Below are 22,349 nucleotides of genomic sequence, written 5' to 3'. Positions count from 1 at the left end.
ACTGAAATAGCTTTCAGAGACAGCATCTTCGTCATTATGTATAGCATCTAGAAAGCTGAATTGCTCTTTCATAAGCGATATCCGCCCCTTAAAAATCTATACTCATCATGATCACCCTGTGCCTAACGGGCTTAAAGTAGAAAATGCATGAGCTGCATGCACTAAAACAATAAAATAATTATCCTACAAATGGAATTTTAATTAGCAAAGTTGATCTCAAGGGTTCAATTTTCTTGACAATATTTTCAATGCAGCGCCAGAAGATTTTCTTTAACTTAGTCCCTACTGTATAAGTATACAAATCAGATAAATATCACGACCTTAGTTTTATAGCCAGCGCCTGAAAAATTGAATATTCTTGAAAGATTCTTTTTCGAAAAGCATGGACCAAGAAGATGACGACTGTAAGACAGCAGAACTTTCTTCTTCGTAAAGAGAAGATCCTGAGCATGGCCGAAAGCCTGCTACTGGACAATAATCAGGACATTACCCTCAGTGAGCTTGCCAGTGAACTGGATATCGCGAAAGGTACGATCTACAAGCATTTCAAGAGCAAAAACCAGTTATATCTCGAATTAATTATTCTGAATGAAAAAAGAATTCTGGAAATTTCAAAAAAATATAATAGCGATATTAAAAATTATGTTTCGCAATATATGCTCTATCACATGCTCAATTCCAATCGCACCATCCTGTTGCATGTCATTGAGGAGCGTTTAACCAATAATGAAAAGAATCTGAAAGATTTATTTCAGGAGCTTTATCGCATTCGTGAAGAACGGATTATGCGGATTAAAGACATGACCCATGATTATCTGCTCGCTTTAGAAAGTGCCATGTCGATTCGGGATTATTTATCCTATATCTGGACGGTGACTTATGGAGCGTCCCTATTATTAAATTCGACTCACTACCAAAAAGCGATTGGTTCACGCGAACGCCTGATTAAACTGTATATTAATCAGGCATTGATGACGCCAGATAAAATATCGTCTATCTCCTGAATATAATAAAAAATGCCTGATTCACTCAGGCATTTTATTTGATGTCATTCCTTCAGGAATATCAGGCAGCAACAGGCGGAAAACCATCTTCAGTTAATGCCGCGACAATCTCAGCTTCACTCAAGGTAGATTCAACTTCTACCAGTTTGGTTGCAACATCAATATTGACGCTGGCATTTGCATCCAGATCTTTAATCGTGGCAGTTACACTGCGCGCACAACCACCACAGGTCATATTTTCAATACGGAATTTCATTTTAGCTCCTTTGGATGGGTTTAAAATTTGTTTGGGTGAGCCGGCTATATTTCACCGGATTTTTCCGGCAGACCATGTCAGCGCTGTTCAGTGACCACACCCTGCTCGATCTGTTTTAAAATCTGGCAATCGGATTGTTCATTACCGGCACACTGTTCAACCGATTGCTGCAAGATCACCAGCATCTGCTGCATATCGGCAATTTTCTGTTGTAAAAACAGGATATGCTTCTGCGCCAACTGTTTCACCTCACTGCTCTGGCGTGAATGGTCTAGCCATAAACCCAGTAATTCCTTCATTTGCTCTGAAGAAAAACCCAGTTCACGCGCATGCTGAATAAAACTTAAGCTTTTAATATCGGCATCATTATAAACCCGATAGCCGGCGTCACTGCGTTTCGGACTGGGCAATAAACCAATGTCTTCATAATAGCGAATCATTTTCGCCGAAATCCCGGAACGTTTTGCTGCCTGCCCAATATTCATCAGATTACCTCCTTGAACTGCACTGGCTGAAAAGCTTTTAATCTCAAGGCATTACTCACTACAAATACAGAAGACAGTGCCATCGCTCCTGCGGCAAACATCGGTGATAACAGGATGCCCCAGAATGGATAGAGTATGCCGGCTGCAATTGGAATCAAGGCAATATTATAGACAAAGGCCCAGAACAGGTTCTGCCGGATATTGCGCATGGTTGCCTGACTTAAAGCAATACCCGTCGCCACATGCTGTAAATTACCAGACATCAACACCACATCGGCTGCTTCAATGGCGACATCGGTGCCGGTACCAATCGCCATGCCGACATCGGCCTGTGCCAGTGCCGGGGCATCATTAATCCCGTCCCCAACAAAGGTCACCACAGCATGTTGCTGCTGGAGTTGACGCACTGCATCGACTTTTTCATTGGGTAACACTTCAGCAATGACATGGTCGATCTTCAACTGTCTGGCAATGGCCTGCGCAGTATGCTGGTTATCGCCGGTAATCATCGCGATCGTTAAACCCTGATCATGTAAGGCCTGAATCGCGCTATAAGTGGTTGCCTTGATCGGATCAGCTACAGCAATAATTGCCGCCAGTTTTTGATTAATCGCCACATATAAAGGACTACGACCTTGTTCACCTAAGCATTGTGCAGTCGTAGCAAATAGGTCGATATTTAAACCCAAATCCTGCATCAGGCGTTCTGCTCCAATGTGTACTTGCTGACCGGATACCTGTGCTTTGACCCCAGCGCCGGTAATGGAATCAAAATCGCTGACATCAAGCAAAGGCAGTTGTCGGGATTTCGCCGCTTCCACAATGGCATGGGCAATCGGATGTTCAGATTTGGCCTCGACTGAAGCGACCAGCTGCAATACTTCCTGCTGCTTAAAACCGGCTGTCACATCGAAGTCCGTCAGCAAGGGTTTACCTTCAGTTAAAGTTCCTGTTTTATCCAGAGCCACGACTTTGGTTTGCTGCAACAGTTGTAAGGCTTCGCCCTTACGGAATAATACCCCGAGCTCTGCTGCACGACCAGTTCCAACCATAATCGAGGTGGGTGTCGCCAGTCCCATCGCACACGGACAGGCAATAATCAGTACTGCTACGGCGTTCACCAAGGCATAGGTCAAATTTGGCTCTGGCCCCAGAAAAAACCAGATCATAAAAGTCAGGGCAGCCAGTGCCATCACAGCAGGTACAAACCATAAAGTGACTTTATCAACCATGGCCTGAATGGGCAGTTTTGAGCCTTGTGCCTGCTCCACCATCTGAATAATCTGTGCCAGTACCGAATCCTGCCCAACCGCAGTGGCCTTGATTTGCAAGGTGCCATTCTGGTTGACCGTACCGCCCACCACCTGATCGCCGGTCTGTTTGGCCACGGGTAAAGGTTCCCCGCTAATCATCGCTTCATCAATATAACTCTGCCCGGCAACGACTTCACCATCGACAGCGACTTTCTCGCCCGGACGGATTTCAATCAACATGCCTTGCTGCACCTCGGCAATGTCCAGATCAATCCAGCGCTCATGTTGTTGAACTCTGGCTGTCTTGGGTTGTAAACCGACCAGATACTGAATGGCTTGCGAGGTTTTACCTTTGGCCTGGGCTTCCAGATAACGGCCCAATAAAATCAGCGCCACAATGACCGCAGCGGCTTCAAAATACACATGCACGGTAGACTGAGGCAATAACTGCGGAAAGAACGTGGAAATACAGGAAAAGCCATAAGCAGCAATGGTGCCGACTGCCACCAGTGAGTTCATATCCGGTGCAAAGCGTAATAACGCCGGAATCCCATGCTGATAAAAACGCCGTCCCGGAAATATCAATACCAGTGTCGTCAGCACAAATTGCAGATACCAGCTATTTTGTGTACCCAGCGTCTGTGCAATAAAATGATGAAAGGCCGGAATCAGATGCGAACCCATTTCCAGAATAAAAACAGGAACGGCCAATATCAAAGCCAGCCACAGATCCCGTTTCAGTTGCGCGGTTTCCTGGGCTTTCTTTTCCTGAAAAGCACTATGGCCATCTGCCGAGAGAGACTTACCAGATTTTACCGTAGCCTTATAACCGGCTTTTTCTACAGCAGCGATCAATGCTGCAATCTGCTGCTGAGAGACACTGACCGAAGCAGTTTCAGTCGCCAGATTAACCTGTGCGCTACTGACACCTTCTACTTTTAATAAAGCCTTTTCAACCCGCGCCACACAAGAAGCACAAGTCATTCCTTCAATGGCCAGTTCAATCTGGTCAGTTTGAACATCAAAACCAGATTTTTGTACCGCCTGAATCAGGCTGGACAATTGTAGTGGACTGATTGCTAGCACATGGGCTTTTTCGGTTGCCAGATTGACCTGTGCCTCCAGCACCTGATCAACTTTTTTGAGAGCTTTTTCTACCCGCGCAACGCAGGAGGCACAGCTCATGCCTTGAATGTTCAAATCGAATGATTGAGTAGCGACAGCAAAACCTGTTTTTTCGATTGCTTGAACCAGTACAGCGGCTGAAATTGGCTGCCGGCTTTGGATAAAAGCTTTTTCAGTCGATAAGTTGACGGATGCTTCGACCACCCCTTCAAGTTTTTTCAAGGCCTTTTCGACACGCGCGACACAGGAAGCACAGGTCATGCCATCAATCTGTAGCTGCTGCTCATATAACCGGATGCTGTCTTGTTCTGCCACGCTCATCTCCATGTATCAACTCAGTGCTGATGCAATAGCTTAAACATTCCCATTATGGCAAGGTCAAGTCTTTCGATTGAAAATTTTAAAAATTTGAGACTGGTTTACAACTCAAGAAAAGCAGATAAAAAAGCCCGAAGTTGAATTCGGGCTTTTTTATAGGCATGAAACTGTGTATTTAACGGGCTTAGTCGGCAGAAATATCTTCGAACAGGATTGAAGACAGGTAGCGTTCACCACCATCTGGCAAAATCACCACAATATTTTTACCGGCATTTTCAGGACGGGCTGCCAATTGTGCGGCTGCTGCCATGGCCGCGCCACTTGAAATACCAACCAGAATTCCCTCTTGAGCTGCAGTTTTACGGGCCCATTCCACAGCATCAGCACTGTTGATTGCAATCACTTCATCCACCAGATCCAGATCCAGATTGCCCGGAATGAAGTTAGCACCGATACCCTGAATTTTATGTGGGCCTGGCGTCAGTGTTTCACCGCGCTTGGCCTGGGCAATAATGGCCGATTCAGCAGGTTCTACTGCAACAGAATATAAAGGCTTGTTTCTAACTTGCTCAAAGTAACGTGAAATACCGGTAATAGTGCCGCCCGTTCCTACACCCGCCACCAGAATGTCGACATTGCCCGCAGTCGCTTCCCAGATTTCTGGACCTGTGGTTTCTTGATGGATTTTAGGATTGGCCGGGTTTTCAAACTGTTGCGGCAGGAAATACTGTTCAGGATTTTCATTTAACAAACGTTCAGCTTCTTGAACTGCACCTTTCATGCCTTTGGCCGGATCAGTCAGGACCAGATTGGCCCCTAATGCTTTCACGACCTTACGGCGCTCAATACTCATACTTGACGGCATGGTCAAAGTAATAGCATAACCTTTGGCTGCCGCGACAAAAGCCAAAGCAATGCCGGTATTGCCACTGGTTGGCTCGACAATATGCATGCCCGGCTTAAGTTTTCCGGATTTTTCAGCATCATCAATTAATGCTGCACCAATCCGGCATTTGACTGAAAAGGCCGGATTTCGGCTTTCAATTTTGGCAAGTACAGTCGCGGGAGTTGAAATTACACGATTAATACGAACAAGTGGTGTATTTCCAATTGCCTCTGCATTATTACTATAAACCGCAATCCCTAAATTATTTGGTGTTGGAAAAGCTGCATCTGTACTCATAATGATATCCCTGATGTGATTTGCTCAAGTGCTTCAACATCATACAAGCATTTTTTTCGTTTGTAGATATTTGATGGAATTTGCACTTGATAGCATTAATTTAAACCAAAACATTTTTTTAAAAATTTAACATATTTTTATTATTTATCAATAATTAAAATATAACTTTAGTTAATATTTAACCTAAATGAAACACGATTATATTTAAATATTTTATCAATGTATTAATACCCGAGACCCGTATAATTGGCGGGCTGTAATTTTATAATGGAAACATGAAATGAAAACCGATTTTGAAATTACGACTATGCGCGATTCAGCAGAACAAGTCGTCGGCATTTTAAAATCTCTGGCCAATACCGACCGTCTTCTCATTTTATGTCACCTCTCTCAAGCTGAGCTGAATGTTTCACAAATTGAAGAAATTACCGACATCAAACAGCCCACGCTTTCCCAGCAACTGATGATGCTGCGTAAAAGTGATGTGGTGAATACCCGTCGTGATGGAAAACAGATCTATTATTCGATTAAGGATCAAAATTTGATTGTGGTGTTAACCACTCTTTATCAACTGTATTGTAAAGCTAAAATTAAATAGTTCATTTTTTAATAACGATTTAATACCCCCCATACACTTCTCTATGCTGTTGGTCTGGCATAAATAACGGTCTTTTAAACGAGAGTGATCACTTGCGTTATGCAAGTGCATGCCTGACTTTGATGATTTATTTTAAAAGATTGAATCATCACTGAATCGATCACTCAAGATTTCTTAGCAGAATTTGTGCATAATATATCTATATTTGTGATTTAGATTCTTGTATGCCAAATTCCAAGTCTAAACTTCTACATAGACTGCCTGCCTGGGCATGGTTAAGCCAATATACGCCGGTCAAATTCAAATCGGATGTATTGGCTGCCTTGATCGTGGTAGCGATGCTGGTACCGCAAGGGATGGCCTATGCGATGCTGGCCGGTTTGCCACCGATGATGGGGCTGTATGCCAGCATTCTGCCCATGATCATTTATGCCATGCTCGGCGGCAGTTCTACCTTGTCGATTGGCCCGGTGGCGATCATTTCCATGATGACTTTTGCCACTTTAAATCCATTATTTGAAGTCGGTTCACCCGTCTATATCGAAGCTGCAACTTTATTGGCACTCATGGTCGGCATTATTTCCCTGCTCTTGGGTTTATTCCGCTTTGGTTTTTTGATCCAGCTGATCAGTCATCCAGTCATCCAGAGCTTCATTATTGCTTCTGCCTTATTGATTGCTTTTGGGCAATTGAAGTTCTTGGTTGACCTCCCTCTAAAAGCCAACAATATTCCAGAGTTTGCTGCAAGTCTTCTGCACTATCTGCCGCTCTTGCATTTGCCGAGTCTGGTATTTGGCTTACTGTCTATCGCTTTACTGGTCTATCTGCCCAAGCTGTTGAAATCTCAGGCAGTACAAAGCCGGATTGGCTCTACAGATTTTCTGGTACGGGCGGTGCCTCTCATTCTCGTCTGTCTCGGAATTGCGGCAATTGTAGTACTGGATTTGAAGCTTCAGGGCATTAAAACCGTGGGAGAAATTCCTTCCGGTTTCCCGCCCTTATCCTTTCCACACTGGAACTGGGAACTGGTGCTGACCCTGTTGCCCGGCGCCAGCATGATCGCCATGATCAGTTTTGTGGAGTCACTGTCAATTGCTCAGGCCACCGCTTTACAGCAACGCAGTCATTTAAACAGTAATCAGGAATTGATTGCCTTGGGGATTGCCAATATCAGTGCAGGTGTCAGTTCAGCCTTTCCGGTCACTGGCAGCCTGTCACGAACCGTGGTCAATGCCGATGCCGGTGCCAAATCGCCGATGGCCGGTGTTTTGTCTTCGATCCTGATTATTTTTGTGAGCCTGTTCTTTACCGGCTTTTTTGAAGACCTGCCACTGACAATTCTGGCTGCTACAATTATTGTCTCAATCTGGAAACTGGTCGATTTCCGGCCTTTTTTTGATGCCTGGCGTTATTCCAAGGCCGATGGTATTGCCATGTGGATTACCTTCTTTGGCGTGGTACTGATTGATATTTCCACCGGCCTGATTATTGGGATCATCTCGACCTTCATTCTAATGTTATGGCGAATTAGCCGTCCACATATTGCAGTGGTGGGACTGGTCGAAGGCACACAGCATTTTCGCAATATTCAGCGTCACCAGGTCAGCACATCTGATCGGGTGCTTTCACTGCGGATTGATGAAAATCTGACTTTTCTCAATGCCAATAGCTTCAAAGGTTATCTGATCAATCAGATTAGCCTGAATGAGCAGCTGCAACATGTGATTTTGAATTGCTCCAGCATCAGTGCCATTGATTTAAGCGCCCTGGAAATGCTGGAAGATCTGAATGCAGAACTGGCCAAACTGGACATTCGACTGCATTTTGCCGAAGTGAAAGGACCGGTTATGGATAAACTGCACGCCTCGAAGCTAATGACTCATCTGAGTGGCCGGATTTATCTGACTCATTTTCAGGCAATTCGGGACCTGGCTCCAGAAATCTTTGAGCAGCATAAAGATTATGCAATTTAAACAAAGCAGTTGATAAGACTTATGGCTGGCATTTCAAACTGGCCATACTGGTCTTTTTCAGCTTGAAATATAATATCAATTTATACTTTTAAATTTGATATTTATTTCATGAATGAAATTTAAAATTTGCTGTTTTATTCCACATTTTTAACTTTTTTAAGCGACTAAAACTCTGGTTTTAAAAGTGCAAATCTTGTTAAATACAATGATTTTCAGCGACTTATTTTTTATATAAAAATATATTTTAAGCCCGGTTTAAATTAAGTATAAAATAGCGCAACTTTTTCCCGAATTTAGCCCTCGTAATTTTCACAAGGCAACCTTATGTTTTCTGCCCTTTCGCGTATAAGCTTAGTATCCCGAATCATCATCGCCATTATTTTAGGTGTGGCTGTGGCTGTGGTATTTCCGCAAGCAACTCCCTCATTAAGCCTATTAGGCGACCTGTTTATTAAGGCCCTAAAGTCTGTCGCACCAATTCTGGTTTTCATTTTAGTATTAGCTTCTATCGCGAATTTTAAAGTAGGTCAATCCAACACTGCCATCAAACCGATTATGCTGATGTATGCGGCAGGGATGTTCCTTGCTGCACTCAGTGCCGTGATTTCAAGTACCTTATTTCCAAGTACGCTGTTCCTGGATATTGCCGCACAAGCCGATTTGCAGCCGCCTGGCAGTCTGGTAGAAATTCTGAAGAATTTACTGCTCAGCTTTGTCGCCAATCCCGTGGTTGCCATTGCTGAAGCAAACTTTATTGGCATTCTGGCCTGGTCAGTGGCATTGGGAATCGCTTTTCGTCATGCATCCGACAGCACCAAAACACTGTTGAATGATGCCGCCTTTGCAGTCAATTATGTGATTCGCTTGGTGATCAATTTTGCACCTGTCGGTATTTTTGGTCTGGTTGCCGTGACTTTTGCTGAATCTGGTCTGGACACACTGACCAGTTATGCACATTTACTTGCAGTATTATTAGGTACGATGGCTTTTGTTGCACTGGTGGTCAACCCGATTCTGGTTGCTGTGGTGACACGTCATAACCCGTATCCACTGGTCTTTACCTGCTTGCGTGAAAGTGGCATTACCGCCTTCTTTACCCGTAGTTCGGCAGCCAACATCCCAGTCAACCTGGACTTGGCCAAACGTCTGGGTGTCAAGGAATCTACCTCAAGTATCGCCATTCCACTTGGTGCTGCGATCAATATGGCTGGGGCATCTGTCACCATTACCGTATTGGCCTTGGCTACGGTAAATACCTTGGGTATCAGCGTCGATTTCACCACCATGCTGATTCTTTCGGTAGTCGCCACCATCTCGGCCTGTGGTGCCTCAGGGGTTGCCGGTGGTTCATTATTGCTGATTCCTGTGGCATGTGGTCTGTTTGGGATTTCTTCAGATATCGCCATGCAAGTCGTTGCCATTGGTATGGTAATCAGTGTATTGCAGGATTCTACCGAAACTGCTTTAAACTCATCGACTGATGTTTTATTTACTGCAGCAGTAGACCGCGCATCAAATTGATTTTATATTGAATAATCAATATTTTTGCCAATGATGTTGTTATGCCATTACAGCGTTTACCTACCTGGGTGCAATTGGGGGCGTTCTTTCTTGCGGTCAATGCCGGCATGATTAACGTCCTGGGTCTGGTGACGGTATTACACCAGTCTGTGTCACATATGACCGGCAATGTCAGCATGCTGGCGATGGCGCTGCTGGACTGGCAACCGGACATGATGCTGTATCTGACGCTGGTCACCCTCTGTTATGTCATTGGCTCTCTCTATAGCGGGCTGATTCTTGGAAATAGTCACTTTCGCTTGGGACGACTTTATGGTTACCCTTTAAGCCTGGTGGCTTTTTTTATTCTGATCTGCTGGTTATTGTTGCCCTATTTTCCACGCTATGCCCTGTTATGGGCCTGTGTTGCGATGGGTGTGCAAAACGCCATGGTCAGCCATTATAAAGGTGCCATTATTCGCACCACGCATTTATCTGGTGTACTGACCGACCTTGGCCTGGCGCTGGGCTATCGTTTGCGTGGCTTAGATGTAGAGCCACGACGAGTCGTCTTACATTTACTTATTTTGCTCGGTTTCTTAAGCGGTGGTATTCTTGCCAGCTGGCTTTATCCTTATTTAAAATTAAATGCATTCCTGATCCCGGCAGTGCTGAGCCTGATTCTCAGCCTGACCTACTGGGTGATTTATTTACGTTATCGACATCAACACGATTAATTTCTGGACATTCTCATGGTTAAAAATGCATTGCAGGCACAATTGTTAAAGGCAGGTTTGGTCGATAATAAAAAAGCCAAAAAACTGTCTAAACAGGCTGTGCATGAAAAACGTACCGGTGACAGCACCGATGCTGAAATCAAGGCGAAAATCGAGCAAGACAAGCAGCAGAAACTGGCCAAAGATCAAGCCATCGAGTTAGAGAAAAAAGCGGCTTTACAGGAAAAAGAACTGAAAGCAGCAATCATCCAGATGATTAACCAGCACAAAATCCGCGATACGGATGGCGATGCGGTATATCAGTTTATTGATGACAGCAAGATCAAGAAAGTTTATCTGAACCAGCAGATCTATAATGCGCTGGTGGCAGGCAGTCTGGTGATTGCGCGTGAAAATGACAGTTATGTGTTCTTGCCCAAAGCTCTGGGAGATCGTATTAATGCTAAAATGCAGGGCTTTATCATTGTGAATAATTCAGAGAAAAATGAAGAAATCACCGATGAAGAAGATCCATATGCAGCGTATGTGATTCCAGATGACCTGATGTGGTAATTTATTTTTAACTTCAACATGTTATTAAACCGGCTCAGGCCGGTTTTTTTAATGCCAGACACTCATTCAAATCAGGTTTCCGATCAATATTTCCCAAAGATATGTATTAAAAGTTTAATTAAAATTAAAAAACCCAAGTTAAAGCTATAAACTCTTTAACAATTTTAATAGTGCGAGAAAAGTTAAGTTGGAACAGTTTAAGGTTGTCCAGAATATACAAGTATGGGCTGATCAGTATCCCTGGCTAGAAATGTTCTCTTCATTGAGCATCGTGATTTTACTGGCAATTATTGCAAATCTATTTGCCAAACAAGTCGTTGTTCGTGGAATTCGCAAACTGATTTCCAAAATGCCTTTTACCCATAATGAAATTGTTGCCGAGCATAGCGTCATTCGCCGTATCGCCAATATTGTACCAGCAATTGTGATTATGAACGGAATTACCACCGTTCCGCATTTATCTGACAAGGTCGAAACCTTTATCCAGATGGGTGCACAAGCCTTTATCTTCCTGACCATTGCTCTGGCAATTGGTGAATTGCTAAATATTTTCAACCTGATTTATCAGCGCAATCCCAAGTCACGCAACAAACCGATTAAAGGTTATTTGCAACTGGTCAAGCTGATTATCTTCATCGTCTGTGGTCTGATGATTCTGGGCACTTTCCTGAAAAAAGACGTCTTTACCCTGCTGGCCGGTTTTGGTGCCATGGCTGCGGTACTGATGCTGGTGTTCCAAAATACCATTTTGTCACTGGTGGCGTCAGTTCAGATTTCATCTTATGACATGGTCCGCATTGGCGACTGGATCGAAATGCCATCATTAAATGCGGACGGCGATGTAATTGATATGTCATTGCATACCATTACCGTGCAGAACTTTGATAAAACAGTCACCACGATTCCGACCAACAAACTGGTGACAGATACCTTTAAAAACTGGCGTGGCATGCAGGAAGCCGGTGCGCGTCGGATTAAACGTTCCATTCAGATTGACCAGAGCAGCGTACATTTCATGTCGGCTGATGAACAGAACAAGCTGAAAGATTTTATTCTGCTGGATCAATATCTGAATACTAAAACCGAAGAACTGGAGCAGTTTAACCTGCAATTGAGTCATCATTCGCAATATAACCAGCGCCGTCTGACCAATCTGGGGACGTTCCGTGCCTATGTAGAATTTTATCTGCAACAGCATCCGGGTATCAGTAAAAATCACTCACTGATGGTGCGTCAGTTACAGCCGACCAGTGAAGGTTTACCTCTGGAAATTTATGCGTTTACCAATACCACGGTCTGGTCGGAATATGAAAATATCCAGTCCGATATATTGGATCACCTGCTGGCAATCATTCCTGAATTTGGCCTAAAAGTGTATCAGGCACCTTCAGGTTTCGATCTCAAGGAATCCTTTAGCGTTTCCTGAAAATCCCGCCACAGTCGCTAAATAAAGCAAGCCTGAAACTTGAATAATTTTCAGGCTTTTTTAGGGGTCTGTTTGAATAAAAAAATCAAAAAACAGAATTTAAATCACTATCGGATATGGCATGAAGATGCTCAGACTGCGAGTGTAGACGATTGCTGTCCCAGCAGCTCTTGGAGCATTTTATAAAAATCATGTGCTGATTCGAACTGCTCTTCACCGACCCTTTCACCGTTTAATAATAAATGATGACAGCTTTGATGCGCATAAATCACCGTGTTCAGAAACTGCGTCCCGGAAATATTCTTGAGCAGATTCTGTGTCTGTTGTATTTCCGCAAGTTGCTGCTGTTCAGGCATCTTATTCAATACCGTATAAATTTTTAGTTGAGTATTATATTGTGCAATGCCAATCGCCAATTGCACCAGTTCGGTTTCAAGCTGGACATCTTGCGGATGGATGGAACTGGGAATAATCAGCTTATCTGCGTGTTTCAGGACTGAACGCAAGGCAGGTGTATCCTGCCCGTCAATATCAACAATAATGTAGCTAAACTGCTGTTTGAGCCTGTCCAGACGCTGATCCAGACTATGAACGTCTTGTTTGAAGATATCCAGATGCTCGAAAGAAAACTGTTTATTTTTCAGGTTTGCCCATTCATAGCCATTCGGCTCCAGATTGGCATCAATCAGTAAGGTAGCGCCTTTCTCACGTAATAATGCCGTAATATACATCGCAATCGTGGTTTTTCCTGAGCCTCGTTTACGGCTGGCCACTACCCAAATACTCATCTCTCATTTCTCTCGTTTCTGATCATTGTAATTATGAAGAACGGTTTAAACCTTAATATAATTATGGATTTAGAATTACCTATCCGGCATGAAAAGTAAAGTCTGGTTTTGATAATAATTTTGTGGCGATTTCATCTAATCCCGGGCTTAAAAAAATTCAATCCTTTATAATCACCACAAAGCAAAATACCTGATAAGAGTACGATGATGTTTCGATGGCTTGAAAGACTGGTTGATCCCTATCCCACCAAAAACCTGAATCAACCTTTACCGACCAAGTTTTTTCCATTTGTCTGGCAGGCCGCCTATGGTGTACGCCGTTATTTACTGATTCTGGTGCTGTGTACGGCCGGTGCCGCCAGCTTTGAGGCCTTACTCTACTCAAAAATTGGCGATCTGGTCAATTGGCTCAGTAAAAGCCAGCCGGAGATCTTTCTGGAACAACATGCCAGCAATTTAACCTGGCTGAGTATTATCCTGCTGGCCAATATTCTCTTTGCCAGTGCACAATCCCTGATCAAACATCAGATCCTGTATAGCAACTTTCCGATGCGCTTGCGCTGGCGTTTTCATAACCTGCTCATGAAACAAAGCCTGGATTTTTTCCACAATGATTTTGCCGGACGTCTATCGGCCAAAGTCATGCAGACGGCGCTGGCCATTCGTGAATTCTGGGTTATTTTGGGAGATATGCTGGCCTATGTGCTGATTTATTTCATCACCATCAATATTGTTTTAGGCAACATTTCTGGCTATCTCGTCATTCCGCTCATGGTATGGCTACTGCTATTTATATGTGCAGCCTGGTATTTTATTCCGCGTTTAAGCAAGATTTCCAGATCACAGGCCGATGCACGTGCCGTCATGACCGGTCGTGTCACTGATGCCTATACCAACATCCAGACCGTCAAGCTGTTTGCGCATGCAGGTCGTGAGAGTCAGTATGCCAAAACCTCCATGCAGGAGTTTATGGTCACGGTCTACAAACAGATGCGTCTGGGAGCCCAGTATGAAATCAGTATTTTATTTCTGAGTATCATTCTGTATGGCGGTGTGCTGGGGACGGCCATCTGGCTATGGATGGAAGGACAGGCTGAACTGGGGATTATTGCAGCAACTACGGCCATGGTGCTTAAACTGAACAGTATTGCCGAGTTTATGATGTGGCAGACCTCTGCCCTGTTTGAAAATGTCGGGACCATTCAGGATGGTATGAAAACCCTGGGCCGCAAGATTGCCATTGAAGATAAACCGGATGCCAAAGAACTACAGTTGCAACATGGTGAAATTAAATTCGACCAAGTCAGCTTTGCCTATAATGATAAAAATGTCATTGACCAGTTTAATCTGACCATTCGTCCAGGCGAGAAAATCGGGATTGTCGGCCGTTCGGGTGCGGGTAAATCTACCCTGATCCAGTTATTGCTGCATTTTTATCATCTTGACCAGGGTCGTATCTTGATCGATGGGCAAAATATTGAAGAGGTCACACAGGACAGCTTACGCAAGAACATTGCTTTAGTGACTCAAGATACCTCCTTGCTGCATCGCACGGTCGCAGAAAACATCAAATATGGCCGTCCTGATGCCACTGATGAAGAAATGTTTGCAGCGGTACGTAAAGCCAAGGCAGAAGAGTTTATTCCCAACCTGACCGATTTACGCGGTAAAAAAGGTTATGAGGCGTATGTCGGTGAACGTGGCGTAAAACTTTCCGGTGGTCAGCGTCAGCGGATTGCCATTGCCCGGGTCTTCTTGAAAGATGCTCCGATTCTGATTCTGGATGAAGCAACCAGTGCACTCGACTCCGAGGTCGAAGCTGCCATTCAGAACAGTCTGGATGACCTGATGCAAGGCAAAACCGTGATCGCGATTGCACATCGCCTGTCTACCATTGCCCAGATGGATCGTCTGATTGTGCTGGATCAGGGCCGAATTGCCGAACAAGGGACACATGATGAACTGGTTGCCTTGAATGGAATCTACGCCCAGCTTTGGCAGCGTCAAACTGGAGGCATGCTGATACAGCAACAGGTCAAAGCAGGCAAAGAATCTGAATAATCCGGTATCTGGAAGGTTTAAACCTTTCTGATAATGAGATGCTTTAACTCGCTTAGGGCTGAGACAAAGTAAAATTTGCCTCAGCCCGTAGTTGAATTTTCACCTATTTCCGTCCTTTGAACAGCAAGCCCTAAGCAATCAAGGGACTTGACTGAATTGCATATTCAATCGCTACAACAGCGTATTAATAATTCGATACAGCAAACCTTTTGCAGTATTTAAATTCAGTGATTTAGGCATAGGAAAATTCACGCCGGTCTCTGTCATCAGATGCAATTTTTATAAACTTAGCCAGAAAAAATCTGCGTATTGAAAGGCAATTTTTTTCTGTTTTAAATTGATTTTTATGCTGAATTCAGGCTAATCTGCCAGTGTCATGGTTACAATACCAAAAATTTTGTCCAACAATTTTCAGGGAAAAAATGGCATGCTCATGCCAATATCAATCCATAAATAAAATAATTTCAGTGAGTGCAACGGATCGCGCATGAAAACAATAGCTCTACGCCAAGACCAAGGTATTCCCGGTGTATACGGTCTCTTGCTTCTCGATGTCATTTCCCGTTGGGGTTATAATAATGAATCGTTATTTAAACCTTTCGGTCTGACCAGTGAGCAGTTGGCAGATCCTGATTTTCGTATTCCGACGCCGGTGGCCAATGAACTGGTCAAACATGCCCTTAAACTTACGGGTGAACCGACTCTGGGTTATCATCTGGGTACGCAAATGCGTATTTCCATTCATGGCTTTATCGGTTATGCCATCATGACTGCGAATAATATTACCGAAGCCCTAGTACTGGCCAATCGATTTATTCAGCTGCGCTTGCCCTTCCTGCAACTGTTTTTCTCGACCTTTGGGGTTAAGGCCACAGTCCAGTTGCAAACCGATATCCAGCTAGAACCTTTGCGTACCGAAATTTCAATTGCCTTGATGATGGGTCTGATCAGTATGGCAAAAGCCATTACAGGAATTACAGACGCCACAGGAGAAATTGATTTTGACTTTAAAAAGCCAGAAGGCTTTGAACGTTTCATGGCAAAGTTTCCTACGCATCAGTTCCGCTTTGAACAGCCCCATTTGATTTTAAGCTTTGATAAAAGCTATCTGATGAATAAACTGGTGCATGCCGATCCGATTGCCAGTCAGATTGCAATTAACCAGTGTGAAGCGGAACTTTCAGCCCTGGGAGAACGGCACCGGATTGCCATGCGGGTACGCGATATTCTGACCCACTCCGAGCAGCATTATCTGAGTATTGAAAATGTGGCAGATCGTCTGCATATGTCCGACCGCACCTTAAAACGCCAGTTGGCGGCTGAGGGCACTTCTTTTTCAACGCTGGTCGATGAAGTACGCTACCGGCATGCGACCTCGTTATTATCCCGTACAGACTTTACGCTGGAACAGATTGCTGATGAACTTGGTTATAGTGATGTGGCCAATTTTAGCCGGGCATTTAAACGCTGGAGTGGTCGCAGCCCGAGCAACTGGCGCAAAGATCCCTATTTATAAAGGCTCATAAGCCTTTTGTTTTGTCCAAAAAGAATGTATAAAACATGTCAAAAATGATCTAAAGATTTTTAAGGAGTTATCAATGAATCATCCTTCAGAATTAAAGTACGCAAGTACGCATGAATGGGTACGCATTGAGGGTGATCTTGTTGTGACCGGTATTTCCGACCATGCACAGGATGCATTAGGCGATTTGGTCTATGTTGAAGCCCCCGATCTTGATGCGCACATTACTGCGGGTCAGCAAGCCGGAGTAGTTGAATCGGTCAAAACTGCATCTGATATTCATGCGCCAGTTTCTGGTATTGTGGTTGAAATCAATCCAGACCTTGAAGATGATCCTGATTTTATTAATGATGATCCCTATGGCAAAGGCTGGATCTATAAAATCAAACCGGACAATATGGCAGATGTTGAAAAGCTGCTTTCAAATACAGAATATGAAGCTGGGCTATAACCCAACTTGAATTAAAAATCAGCCAATTGGCTGATTTTTTTGTGCCCTATTGATTGTTGTAGTATTCAAGGCCGTTTTAATTTCCTATATTTATATTGAAACATTCTTGTATTTTTCATGTATATTTTTTAAAGTACTACACAGTACTTACTCCGCTCCTGGATATGCCGCGCTTATTTATAACAATAATTTTTCATTCTAAGCCAGCGTCTCCCAGCATATACTTTCAGGACAATCATGAACACTGTTGCAGCACCGTTATGGACCAAGTCATTTATACTTTGTCTAGCGAATAACCTGTTTCTATTTATTTTTTATTTCGCACAAACCACAATTCTGCCGATTTATATCTTAAAGGAACTGGGTGGAAACCTGACCCAGGCCGGACTGGCCATGACCTTATTCATGATCTCGGCCATTCTGGTCCGTCCTTTTAGCGGTCTGATCATTGAAAAGTTTGGGGTTCGCAAAACCCTGATCGTTTCAGAAATCTTTTTCAGTTTATTTTCTTTAACATATCTGCTGGCCGATCAGCTGACCGCACTATTTATTATCCGCTTTTTACATGGTATCTGGTTCAGTATCTTGACCACGGTCTGTGTGCCGGTAGTTAACCAGTTTATTCCGGAACAGCGTAAAGGCGAAGGCATGGGCTATTTTGTCATGTCGGTTAATCTGGGGATTGTTTTAGGCCCATTGATTGGCTTGAGTCTGATTGAATACTGGTCTTATATTCAGGTCAGTGCCCTGCTGATTGCTTTAGTCTTTATCGGTTTTGTCTTCTGTTTGGTTATTCCGGTCAAGGAACCTGAAAAGCTTCTCAATAATCATCTCCATGAGAAAAAATCGCTGGGGCTGACCAATTTTGTAGAGAAGAAAGCCTTGCCTGTCGCTGGCCTTGCTATGCTGATTTCCTTTTCTTATGCCAGTATTATGTCCTTTATTGCACCATTTGCAGCAAGCAAGGATTTAATGGCCTATGCCGGCTTATTCTTTGTGGTTTTTGCAATTTCGATGATGAGCCTGCGCCCAATCACCGGAAAAATTTACGACCGCAAAGGCCCACAATATGTAATTTATCCGGCACTGCTGGCTTTTAGCCTGGGTCTATTGCTGTTGAGCCAGATTCAGACTTTATGGGGATTCATGCTAGCGGCTATTCTGGTCGGGATTGGCTTTGGCAGTGTACAACCATGTATCCAAACCCTGGCCATTCAACGCGCACCCAAACACCGGATTGGCTATGCAACTTCGACTTTTTATACCTTTTATGATTTAGGCATTGCCATTGGTTCAGTCCTGATTGGCGCGATTATCGCGGCTTACAGTTATCAGACTGCTTTTGTAATGTGTGCTGTCTTGACGCTCTGTGGCATTGGATATTTTCATCTGGTGGTTCAGGCGAAAGCAGTCACCAACAGATGAATTGAATAAAATCAAAACAGGCCGAATTCGAGTCCAGCTGTTTTGATTTTTTCCAGGTAAATCATTATTCAGCTGCGGCCTGATCTTCGGCTGACTTATCTTCAGGTTTTGGATCTTGCAGCATGGAAAACTGTGTGGTTTCCCCCACTGCTGCATTATCCTGACGATTACTTTTCAGCTTGATCTGTAAACGCAATTCATTGGTTGAATCGGCATTGCGCAAAGCCTCTTCATAAGAAATTTCGCCCTGATTATACAGTTCAAATAAGGCCTGGTCGAAAGTCTGCATGCCCAGTTCACGCGATTTTGCCATAATCGCTTTCAGTTCATGAAATTCGCCTTTCAGAATCAGGTCAGAAATCAGGGGGGTATTCAACATGATTTCAATTGCTGCACGACGGCCTTTACCATCCTGCGTCCGAATCAGACGCTGGGAAATAATCGCCTTCATATTCGATGATAAATCCATCAGCAACTGGTTCCGGCGCTCTTCCGGGAAGAAGTTAATAATCCGGTCCAAAGTCTGATTGGCATTATTGGAGTGCAAGGTTCCCAGACATAAATGTCCGGTTTCTGCAAATGCAATCGCATGTTCCATGGTTTCTGTATCACGGATTTCGCCAATCAGGATCACATCTGGAGCCTGACGCAAGGTATTTTTCAGGGCATTGTGCCAGGAATGACAGTCCACGCCGACTTCACGATGGGTAATCATGGATTTTTTATGTTTATGTACATATTCCACCGGGTCTTCCACGGTAATAATATGCCCGGCCGAATTTTCATTGCGGTAGTCAATCATTGCAGCCAGCGAGGTTGATTTTCCTGAACCGGTTCCTCCAACGACCAGTACCAGTCCACGTTTTTCCATAATCACATGTTTAAGTGACTCAGGCAGTTTGAGCTTCTGGAAATTCGGAATTTCTGCGGTAATGGTACGAATCACCATGCCGACATTGAGTTGCTGCTGAAAGACGTTGACCCTGAAACGGGAAACGCCCGGTACAGTAATGGCAAAGTTGCACTCCAGTTCTGTTTCAAATTCCTTACGCTGCTTTTCATTCATCAGGCTATAGGCAAACAGCTTGGTTTTTTCAGCTGTCAGTTCCTGCTGCCCAAAAGGCTTCATTAAACCCTGATGCTTAATACTCGGTGGAAAATCAGCCGTAATAAATAAATCTGAACCGCCATATTCGACCACTTTGGTCAGCATATGGTGCATGAATTTCCGTGCTTCTTCTAAGAGTTCTGTCGCAAACATTAAGAGATCCCCAAACAAACTGCCGTGACATTGATATATTTAAAAAAGTTTATATATTCAAATGGATATATTATTTTTTAATTGTGTAGGGATTTATCAGAGGACACAAACAGATTTTATTTATTTTATAAAATTTATCAGCTTTTTTATGTGATGTATTTCATATTAAGTCAATTTATTAAGACCCAATTTAAATTTTCAGAACAAAAAGCACTTTCACTCATCTTGATCAGCGAAAGTGCTTTTAAAAGTTTATGCACTGCGTTTTAGACAATCTGGCGATAAATGATGGGCAACTGCGAGTAACAGCTGTTCGGTTTTTGCCCAGCCCAGACAGCCATCAGTAACAGACTGGCCATACACCATTTCTGTAGAAATTTTCTGGTTGCCATCCACCAGATGACTTTCCAGCATCACACCACGAACCTTGGTCTGCAGGCGCTCTGCCACGATCTGTTCCAACACCTTCGCTTGCAGCAGCGGATTTTTCGAGCTGTTGCCATGACTACAGTCAATCACCAGTGCCGGCAATTCTGCTGAGTGTTTAGCTTTGATTTTCTCGATTTCTGACCACTGGTAATTTGGCCCACTATTCGAACCGCGTAAAATCAGATGTGCTTTAGGGTTACCCTGTGAGTTTAAAATGCATGGCAAACCGGACTGGCTCATACCCAGGAACTGATGCGGATGAGAGGCAGACTGAATTGCATCCAGAGCAATCTGAATCGAACCGTCAGTACCATTTTTGAAGCCGATGCTGTATGGCATATGACTTGAAATTTCACGGTGAATTTGCGATTCACTGGTACGTGCGCCAATGGCACCCCAAGCCAGCAGATCATCGAAATAAGCAGTTGCCATCGGGCTTAAAATTTCAGATGCAATCGGCAGGCCCATTGCAATAATTTTAAGGTATAAAGCACGGGATTTTTCCAGCCCCAATTGCATATTGGAAGAACCGTCCAGATTCGGATCGTACAGGAAACCTTTCCAGCCGACTGTGGTGCGTGGTTTTTCGATATAAGTGCGCATGACCAACAGGATTTGATCAGACACCTGAGCTTGTAGCTGTTTTAATTTTTCTGCATATTCCAGCGCGGAAGCTTCATCATGAATGGAGCACGGGCCTGTGATCACCATCAAACGATGATCCTTGCCTTCTAATATATTTTGAATGGTTTGACGATGTTCAGCGACCTGGCTAGCCAATTGCGGAGACAGGGGCAATTGCTGCTTTAGTTGCTGGGGTAAAGCGAGAATGGTTTCAGCGTTATTTTGTGGTGTATTGAGGCTATGCATGACTTTAATCCTGGGACTGGCAATCAGTCCAAACTTTTATTTGAGCGTTATGGGTCTAATCAAAGAGGTCGAGAGCGTCATTAACTGACTAAAATAAGACCAATAAAAGTTGTTAAAGTATGAATAGTTAAAGTTTGTCATGGCTGTCTCCAAAGTTCTGTAAAAATAATAAGCATAAAAAAACCTGATCAGGGTTGCCGATCAGGTATAAACTGGTGGGCAACCTTTTCATTGCCCAAACGCATTCAGGCAACTATCTAAACTGCCAGAAATAAAAATATGCGTTTGAAATGAGAGGTTGCTTTAACATGTTATGTCTTTCATAAAATGTGAATCTAAAATTAAAATACGCGGTCTACAGGCATTTGACAAGCATTAAATATAAAAAAATATTTATTAACTTTTCTACTTTTACTTATCAATTCTTTAAACAGTGATACAGATCAATAAAATTGGCAAAACCTGCACACTTGGTGCAAGTTTGGCCAACAGTATGTTATTTAATCCAGAGATTAGAAATTAACGTGTTACTCGGTTCCAGGCATCACGTACTGCATATTTGGCCTGTTCCCAGTTTAAACGTGATTGGCCTTTCATCTGTTCCCATTTTACTTTAAGTTCAGGTTCAACATCTTCAAAACGGGTATTGGCATCATAGCTGCCGCGGTTTTCATAACCTACCCGGTAAGCTGTATCATAATCACGGTCATAATCCAGATCGCTATAGGTGGTACGAGCTTCGGAATAGTATGGGGTGTTGATGGAGTTATCACGCCAGTAAGCCTGCTCTTCAGTCGGATTGACTGCTTCACCGACACCCTTGCCTGCCAGACCACCCACCACGGCTCCAACCACTCCACCGACAGCTGCACCTACAGGGCCGCCTGCTGCACCAATTGCAACACCCGCAGCCGCACCACCTGCAGCACCAACACCTGTACCTACTGGATGCGCGCCCGGTTCACCGGTAATTGGATCGGCATTTAAATCGTCACGGACATCTTTAGGAGAATTCTTTATAACATCACGATCAAAATTATCATTCGACATAGAGCTTATCCTTATTCTTTAAAATGGTTTAATCACGTATTTTGCTACGCTCTATTTAATATAAGCATCTAGAATGTAATGA

At 43.7% G+C, this 22,349-nt stretch carries 19 protein-coding genes; 11 read left to right on the top strand and 8 right to left on the bottom strand.

Going from position 1 to position 22,349, the window contains the following annotated elements:
• Positions 1 to 395: 395 nt before the first annotated feature.
• Positions 396 to 1,004: a TetR/AcrR family transcriptional regulator gene (locus AC3IT7_RS06585; RefSeq protein WP_475653757.1), complete on the top strand. Its 609-nt coding sequence runs from the start codon at positions 396 to 398 to the stop codon at positions 1,002 to 1,004.
• A 61-nt stretch (positions 1,005 to 1,065) separates the two neighbouring features.
• Here the strand turns inward: AC3IT7_RS06585 and AC3IT7_RS06580 are convergent, their stop codons facing one another.
• From AC3IT7_RS06580 to cysK, 4 genes are all read right to left on the bottom strand, one after another.
• Positions 1,066 to 1,260: a heavy-metal-associated domain-containing protein gene (locus AC3IT7_RS06580; protein WP_475653735.1), complete on the bottom strand. Its 195-nt coding sequence runs from the start codon at positions 1,258 to 1,260 to the stop codon at positions 1,066 to 1,068.
• Positions 1,261 to 1,337: 77 nt separating this feature from the next.
• Positions 1,338 to 1,745: a Cu(I)-responsive transcriptional regulator gene (gene cueR, locus AC3IT7_RS06575; protein WP_489249819.1), complete on the bottom strand. Its 408-nt coding sequence runs from the start codon at positions 1,743 to 1,745 to the stop codon at positions 1,338 to 1,340.
• Entirely contained in the window at positions 1,745 to 4,444 is a 2,700-nt protein-coding gene (locus tag AC3IT7_RS06570; RefSeq protein ID WP_489249818.1) for a heavy metal translocating P-type ATPase, read from the bottom strand. The genes cueR and AC3IT7_RS06570 overlap by 1 nt, the downstream gene beginning before the upstream one ends.
• 181 nt (positions 4,445 to 4,625) lie before the next feature.
• The gene (gene cysK / locus AC3IT7_RS06565) at positions 4,626 to 5,624 is read right to left on the bottom strand and encodes a cysteine synthase A (RefSeq protein ID WP_475653738.1); all 999 of its coding nucleotides are present in this window, start codon (positions 5,622 to 5,624) and stop codon (positions 4,626 to 4,628) included.
• A gap of 280 nt (positions 5,625 to 5,904) precedes the next feature.
• Between cysK and AC3IT7_RS06560 the strand changes: the two genes are divergently transcribed.
• The 6 genes from AC3IT7_RS06560 to AC3IT7_RS06535 all read left to right on the top strand — a co-directional run bounded on the left by AC3IT7_RS06560 (position 5,905) and on the right by AC3IT7_RS06535 (position 12,410).
• On the top strand, positions 5,905 to 6,222 hold the full coding sequence (locus AC3IT7_RS06560) for an ArsR/SmtB family transcription factor (RefSeq protein ID WP_489249817.1): 318 nt from the start codon (positions 5,905 to 5,907) through the stop codon (positions 6,220 to 6,222).
• 224 nt (positions 6,223 to 6,446) lie between these two features.
• Positions 6,447 to 8,195, top strand: a complete 1,749-nt coding sequence (locus tag AC3IT7_RS06555; RefSeq protein ID WP_489249816.1) for a SulP family inorganic anion transporter — start codon at positions 6,447 to 6,449, stop codon at positions 8,193 to 8,195.
• A 324-nt stretch (positions 8,196 to 8,519) separates the two neighbouring features.
• Positions 8,520 to 9,716 (top strand): serine/threonine transporter SstT, encoded by a 1,197-nt coding sequence (gene sstT / locus AC3IT7_RS06550; RefSeq protein ID WP_489249815.1) that lies wholly within the window; start codon positions 8,520 to 8,522, stop codon positions 9,714 to 9,716.
• 41 nt (positions 9,717 to 9,757) lie between these two features.
• The gene (locus AC3IT7_RS06545) at positions 9,758 to 10,432 is read left to right on the top strand and encodes a YoaK family protein (protein ID WP_489249814.1); all 675 of its coding nucleotides are present in this window, start codon (positions 9,758 to 9,760) and stop codon (positions 10,430 to 10,432) included.
• A 15-nt stretch (positions 10,433 to 10,447) separates the two neighbouring features.
• Positions 10,448 to 10,984: a DUF2058 domain-containing protein gene (locus AC3IT7_RS06540; protein WP_180191437.1), complete on the top strand. Its 537-nt coding sequence runs from the start codon at positions 10,448 to 10,450 to the stop codon at positions 10,982 to 10,984.
• Positions 10,985 to 11,171: 187 nt separating this feature from the next.
• The gene (locus AC3IT7_RS06535; protein ID WP_489249813.1) at positions 11,172 to 12,410 is read left to right on the top strand and encodes a mechanosensitive ion channel family protein; all 1,239 of its coding nucleotides are present in this window, start codon (positions 11,172 to 11,174) and stop codon (positions 12,408 to 12,410) included.
• Positions 12,411 to 12,541: 131 nt separating this feature from the next.
• Here the strand turns inward: AC3IT7_RS06535 and AC3IT7_RS06530 are convergent, their stop codons facing one another.
• Positions 12,542 to 13,198 (bottom strand): division plane positioning ATPase MipZ, encoded by a 657-nt coding sequence (locus AC3IT7_RS06530; protein ID WP_489249812.1) that lies wholly within the window; start codon positions 13,196 to 13,198, stop codon positions 12,542 to 12,544.
• A 207-nt stretch (positions 13,199 to 13,405) separates the two neighbouring features.
• On the opposite strand from AC3IT7_RS06530, the gene AC3IT7_RS06525 reads away from it, so the two are divergent.
• The 4 genes from AC3IT7_RS06525 to AC3IT7_RS06510 all read left to right on the top strand — a co-directional run bounded on the left by AC3IT7_RS06525 (position 13,406) and on the right by AC3IT7_RS06510 (position 18,657).
• Positions 13,406 to 15,259 carry an ABC transporter ATP-binding protein gene (locus AC3IT7_RS06525; protein WP_489249811.1) on the top strand — a complete coding sequence of 618 codons (1,854 nt, stop codon included), beginning with the start codon at positions 13,406 to 13,408 and terminating at the stop codon, positions 15,257 to 15,259.
• A 487-nt stretch (positions 15,260 to 15,746) separates the two neighbouring features.
• A complete protein-coding gene (locus tag AC3IT7_RS06520; RefSeq protein WP_489249810.1) occupies positions 15,747 to 16,775 on the top strand; it encodes an AraC family transcriptional regulator in 1,029 nt (342 codons plus the stop codon).
• 82 nt (positions 16,776 to 16,857) lie between these two features.
• Positions 16,858 to 17,232: a glycine cleavage system protein GcvH gene (gcvH, locus tag AC3IT7_RS06515; protein WP_475653746.1), complete on the top strand. Its 375-nt coding sequence runs from the start codon at positions 16,858 to 16,860 to the stop codon at positions 17,230 to 17,232.
• Positions 17,233 to 17,469: 237 nt separating this feature from the next.
• Positions 17,470 to 18,657, top strand: a complete 1,188-nt coding sequence (locus tag AC3IT7_RS06510; protein WP_489249809.1) for an MFS transporter — start codon at positions 17,470 to 17,472, stop codon at positions 18,655 to 18,657.
• Positions 18,658 to 18,721: 64 nt separating this feature from the next.
• Here the strand turns inward: AC3IT7_RS06510 and AC3IT7_RS06505 are convergent, their stop codons facing one another.
• From AC3IT7_RS06505 to AC3IT7_RS06495, 3 genes are all read right to left on the bottom strand, one after another.
• Positions 18,722 to 19,918 carry a PilT/PilU family type 4a pilus ATPase gene (locus AC3IT7_RS06505; RefSeq protein ID WP_489249808.1) on the bottom strand — a complete coding sequence of 399 codons (1,197 nt, stop codon included), beginning with the start codon at positions 19,916 to 19,918 and terminating at the stop codon, positions 18,722 to 18,724.
• 252 nt (positions 19,919 to 20,170) lie between these two features.
• Entirely contained in the window at positions 20,171 to 21,217 is a 1,047-nt protein-coding gene (locus AC3IT7_RS06500) for a 3-deoxy-7-phosphoheptulonate synthase (RefSeq protein WP_489249807.1), read from the bottom strand.
• 519 nt (positions 21,218 to 21,736) lie between these two features.
• Complete coding sequence (locus AC3IT7_RS06495; protein ID WP_489249806.1) at positions 21,737 to 22,267, bottom strand: hypothetical protein; 531 nt, start codon at positions 22,265 to 22,267, stop codon at positions 21,737 to 21,739.
• Positions 22,268 to 22,349: the final 82 nt, after the last annotated feature.

Source organism: Acinetobacter sp. KH_038, from assembly GCF_057839405.1.
The sequence above is the reverse complement of the archived record's forward strand: the minus strand, read 5'-3'. Positions and strand labels throughout refer to the sequence as shown.

Excerpts from the sequence above, each read along its gene's own strand:
- AC3IT7_RS06525 (WP_489249811.1), top strand. The coding sequence starts at position 13,406 with ATGTTTCGATGGCTTGAAAGACTGGTTGATCCCTATCCCACCAAAAAC.
- AC3IT7_RS06560 (WP_489249817.1), top strand. The coding sequence starts at position 5,905 with ATGAAAACCGATTTTGAAATTACGACTATGCGCGATTCAGCAGAACAA.
- AC3IT7_RS06510 (WP_489249809.1), top strand. The coding sequence starts at position 17,470 with ATGAACACTGTTGCAGCACCGTTATGGACCAAGTCATTTATACTTTGT.
- cysK (WP_475653738.1), bottom strand. The coding sequence starts at position 5,624 with ATGAGTACAGATGCAGCTTTTCCAACACCAAATAATTTAGGGATTGCG.
- AC3IT7_RS06520 (WP_489249810.1), top strand. The coding sequence starts at position 15,747 with ATGAAAACAATAGCTCTACGCCAAGACCAAGGTATTCCCGGTGTATAC.
- AC3IT7_RS06505 (WP_489249808.1), bottom strand. The coding sequence starts at position 19,918 with ATGTTTGCGACAGAACTCTTAGAAGAAGCACGGAAATTCATGCACCAT.
- AC3IT7_RS06495 (WP_489249806.1), bottom strand. The coding sequence starts at position 22,267 with ATGTCGAATGATAATTTTGATCGTGATGTTATAAAGAATTCTCCTAAA.
- AC3IT7_RS06570 (WP_489249818.1), bottom strand. The coding sequence starts at position 4,444 with ATGAGCGTGGCAGAACAAGACAGCATCCGGTTATATGAGCAGCAGCTA.
- AC3IT7_RS06545 (WP_489249814.1), top strand. The coding sequence starts at position 9,758 with ATGCCATTACAGCGTTTACCTACCTGGGTGCAATTGGGGGCGTTCTTT.
- AC3IT7_RS06580 (WP_475653735.1), bottom strand. The coding sequence starts at position 1,260 with ATGAAATTCCGTATTGAAAATATGACCTGTGGTGGTTGTGCGCGCAGT.
- AC3IT7_RS06500 (WP_489249807.1), bottom strand. The coding sequence starts at position 21,217 with ATGCATAGCCTCAATACACCACAAAATAACGCTGAAACCATTCTCGCT.
- gcvH (WP_475653746.1), top strand. The coding sequence starts at position 16,858 with ATGAATCATCCTTCAGAATTAAAGTACGCAAGTACGCATGAATGGGTA.
- AC3IT7_RS06540 (WP_180191437.1), top strand. The coding sequence starts at position 10,448 with ATGGTTAAAAATGCATTGCAGGCACAATTGTTAAAGGCAGGTTTGGTC.
- sstT (WP_489249815.1), top strand. The coding sequence starts at position 8,520 with ATGTTTTCTGCCCTTTCGCGTATAAGCTTAGTATCCCGAATCATCATC.
- cueR (WP_489249819.1), bottom strand. The coding sequence starts at position 1,745 with ATGAATATTGGGCAGGCAGCAAAACGTTCCGGGATTTCGGCGAAAATG.
- AC3IT7_RS06555 (WP_489249816.1), top strand. The coding sequence starts at position 6,447 with ATGCCAAATTCCAAGTCTAAACTTCTACATAGACTGCCTGCCTGGGCA.
- AC3IT7_RS06530 (WP_489249812.1), bottom strand. The coding sequence starts at position 13,198 with ATGAGTATTTGGGTAGTGGCCAGCCGTAAACGAGGCTCAGGAAAAACC.
- AC3IT7_RS06585 (WP_475653757.1), top strand. The coding sequence starts at position 396 with ATGACGACTGTAAGACAGCAGAACTTTCTTCTTCGTAAAGAGAAGATC.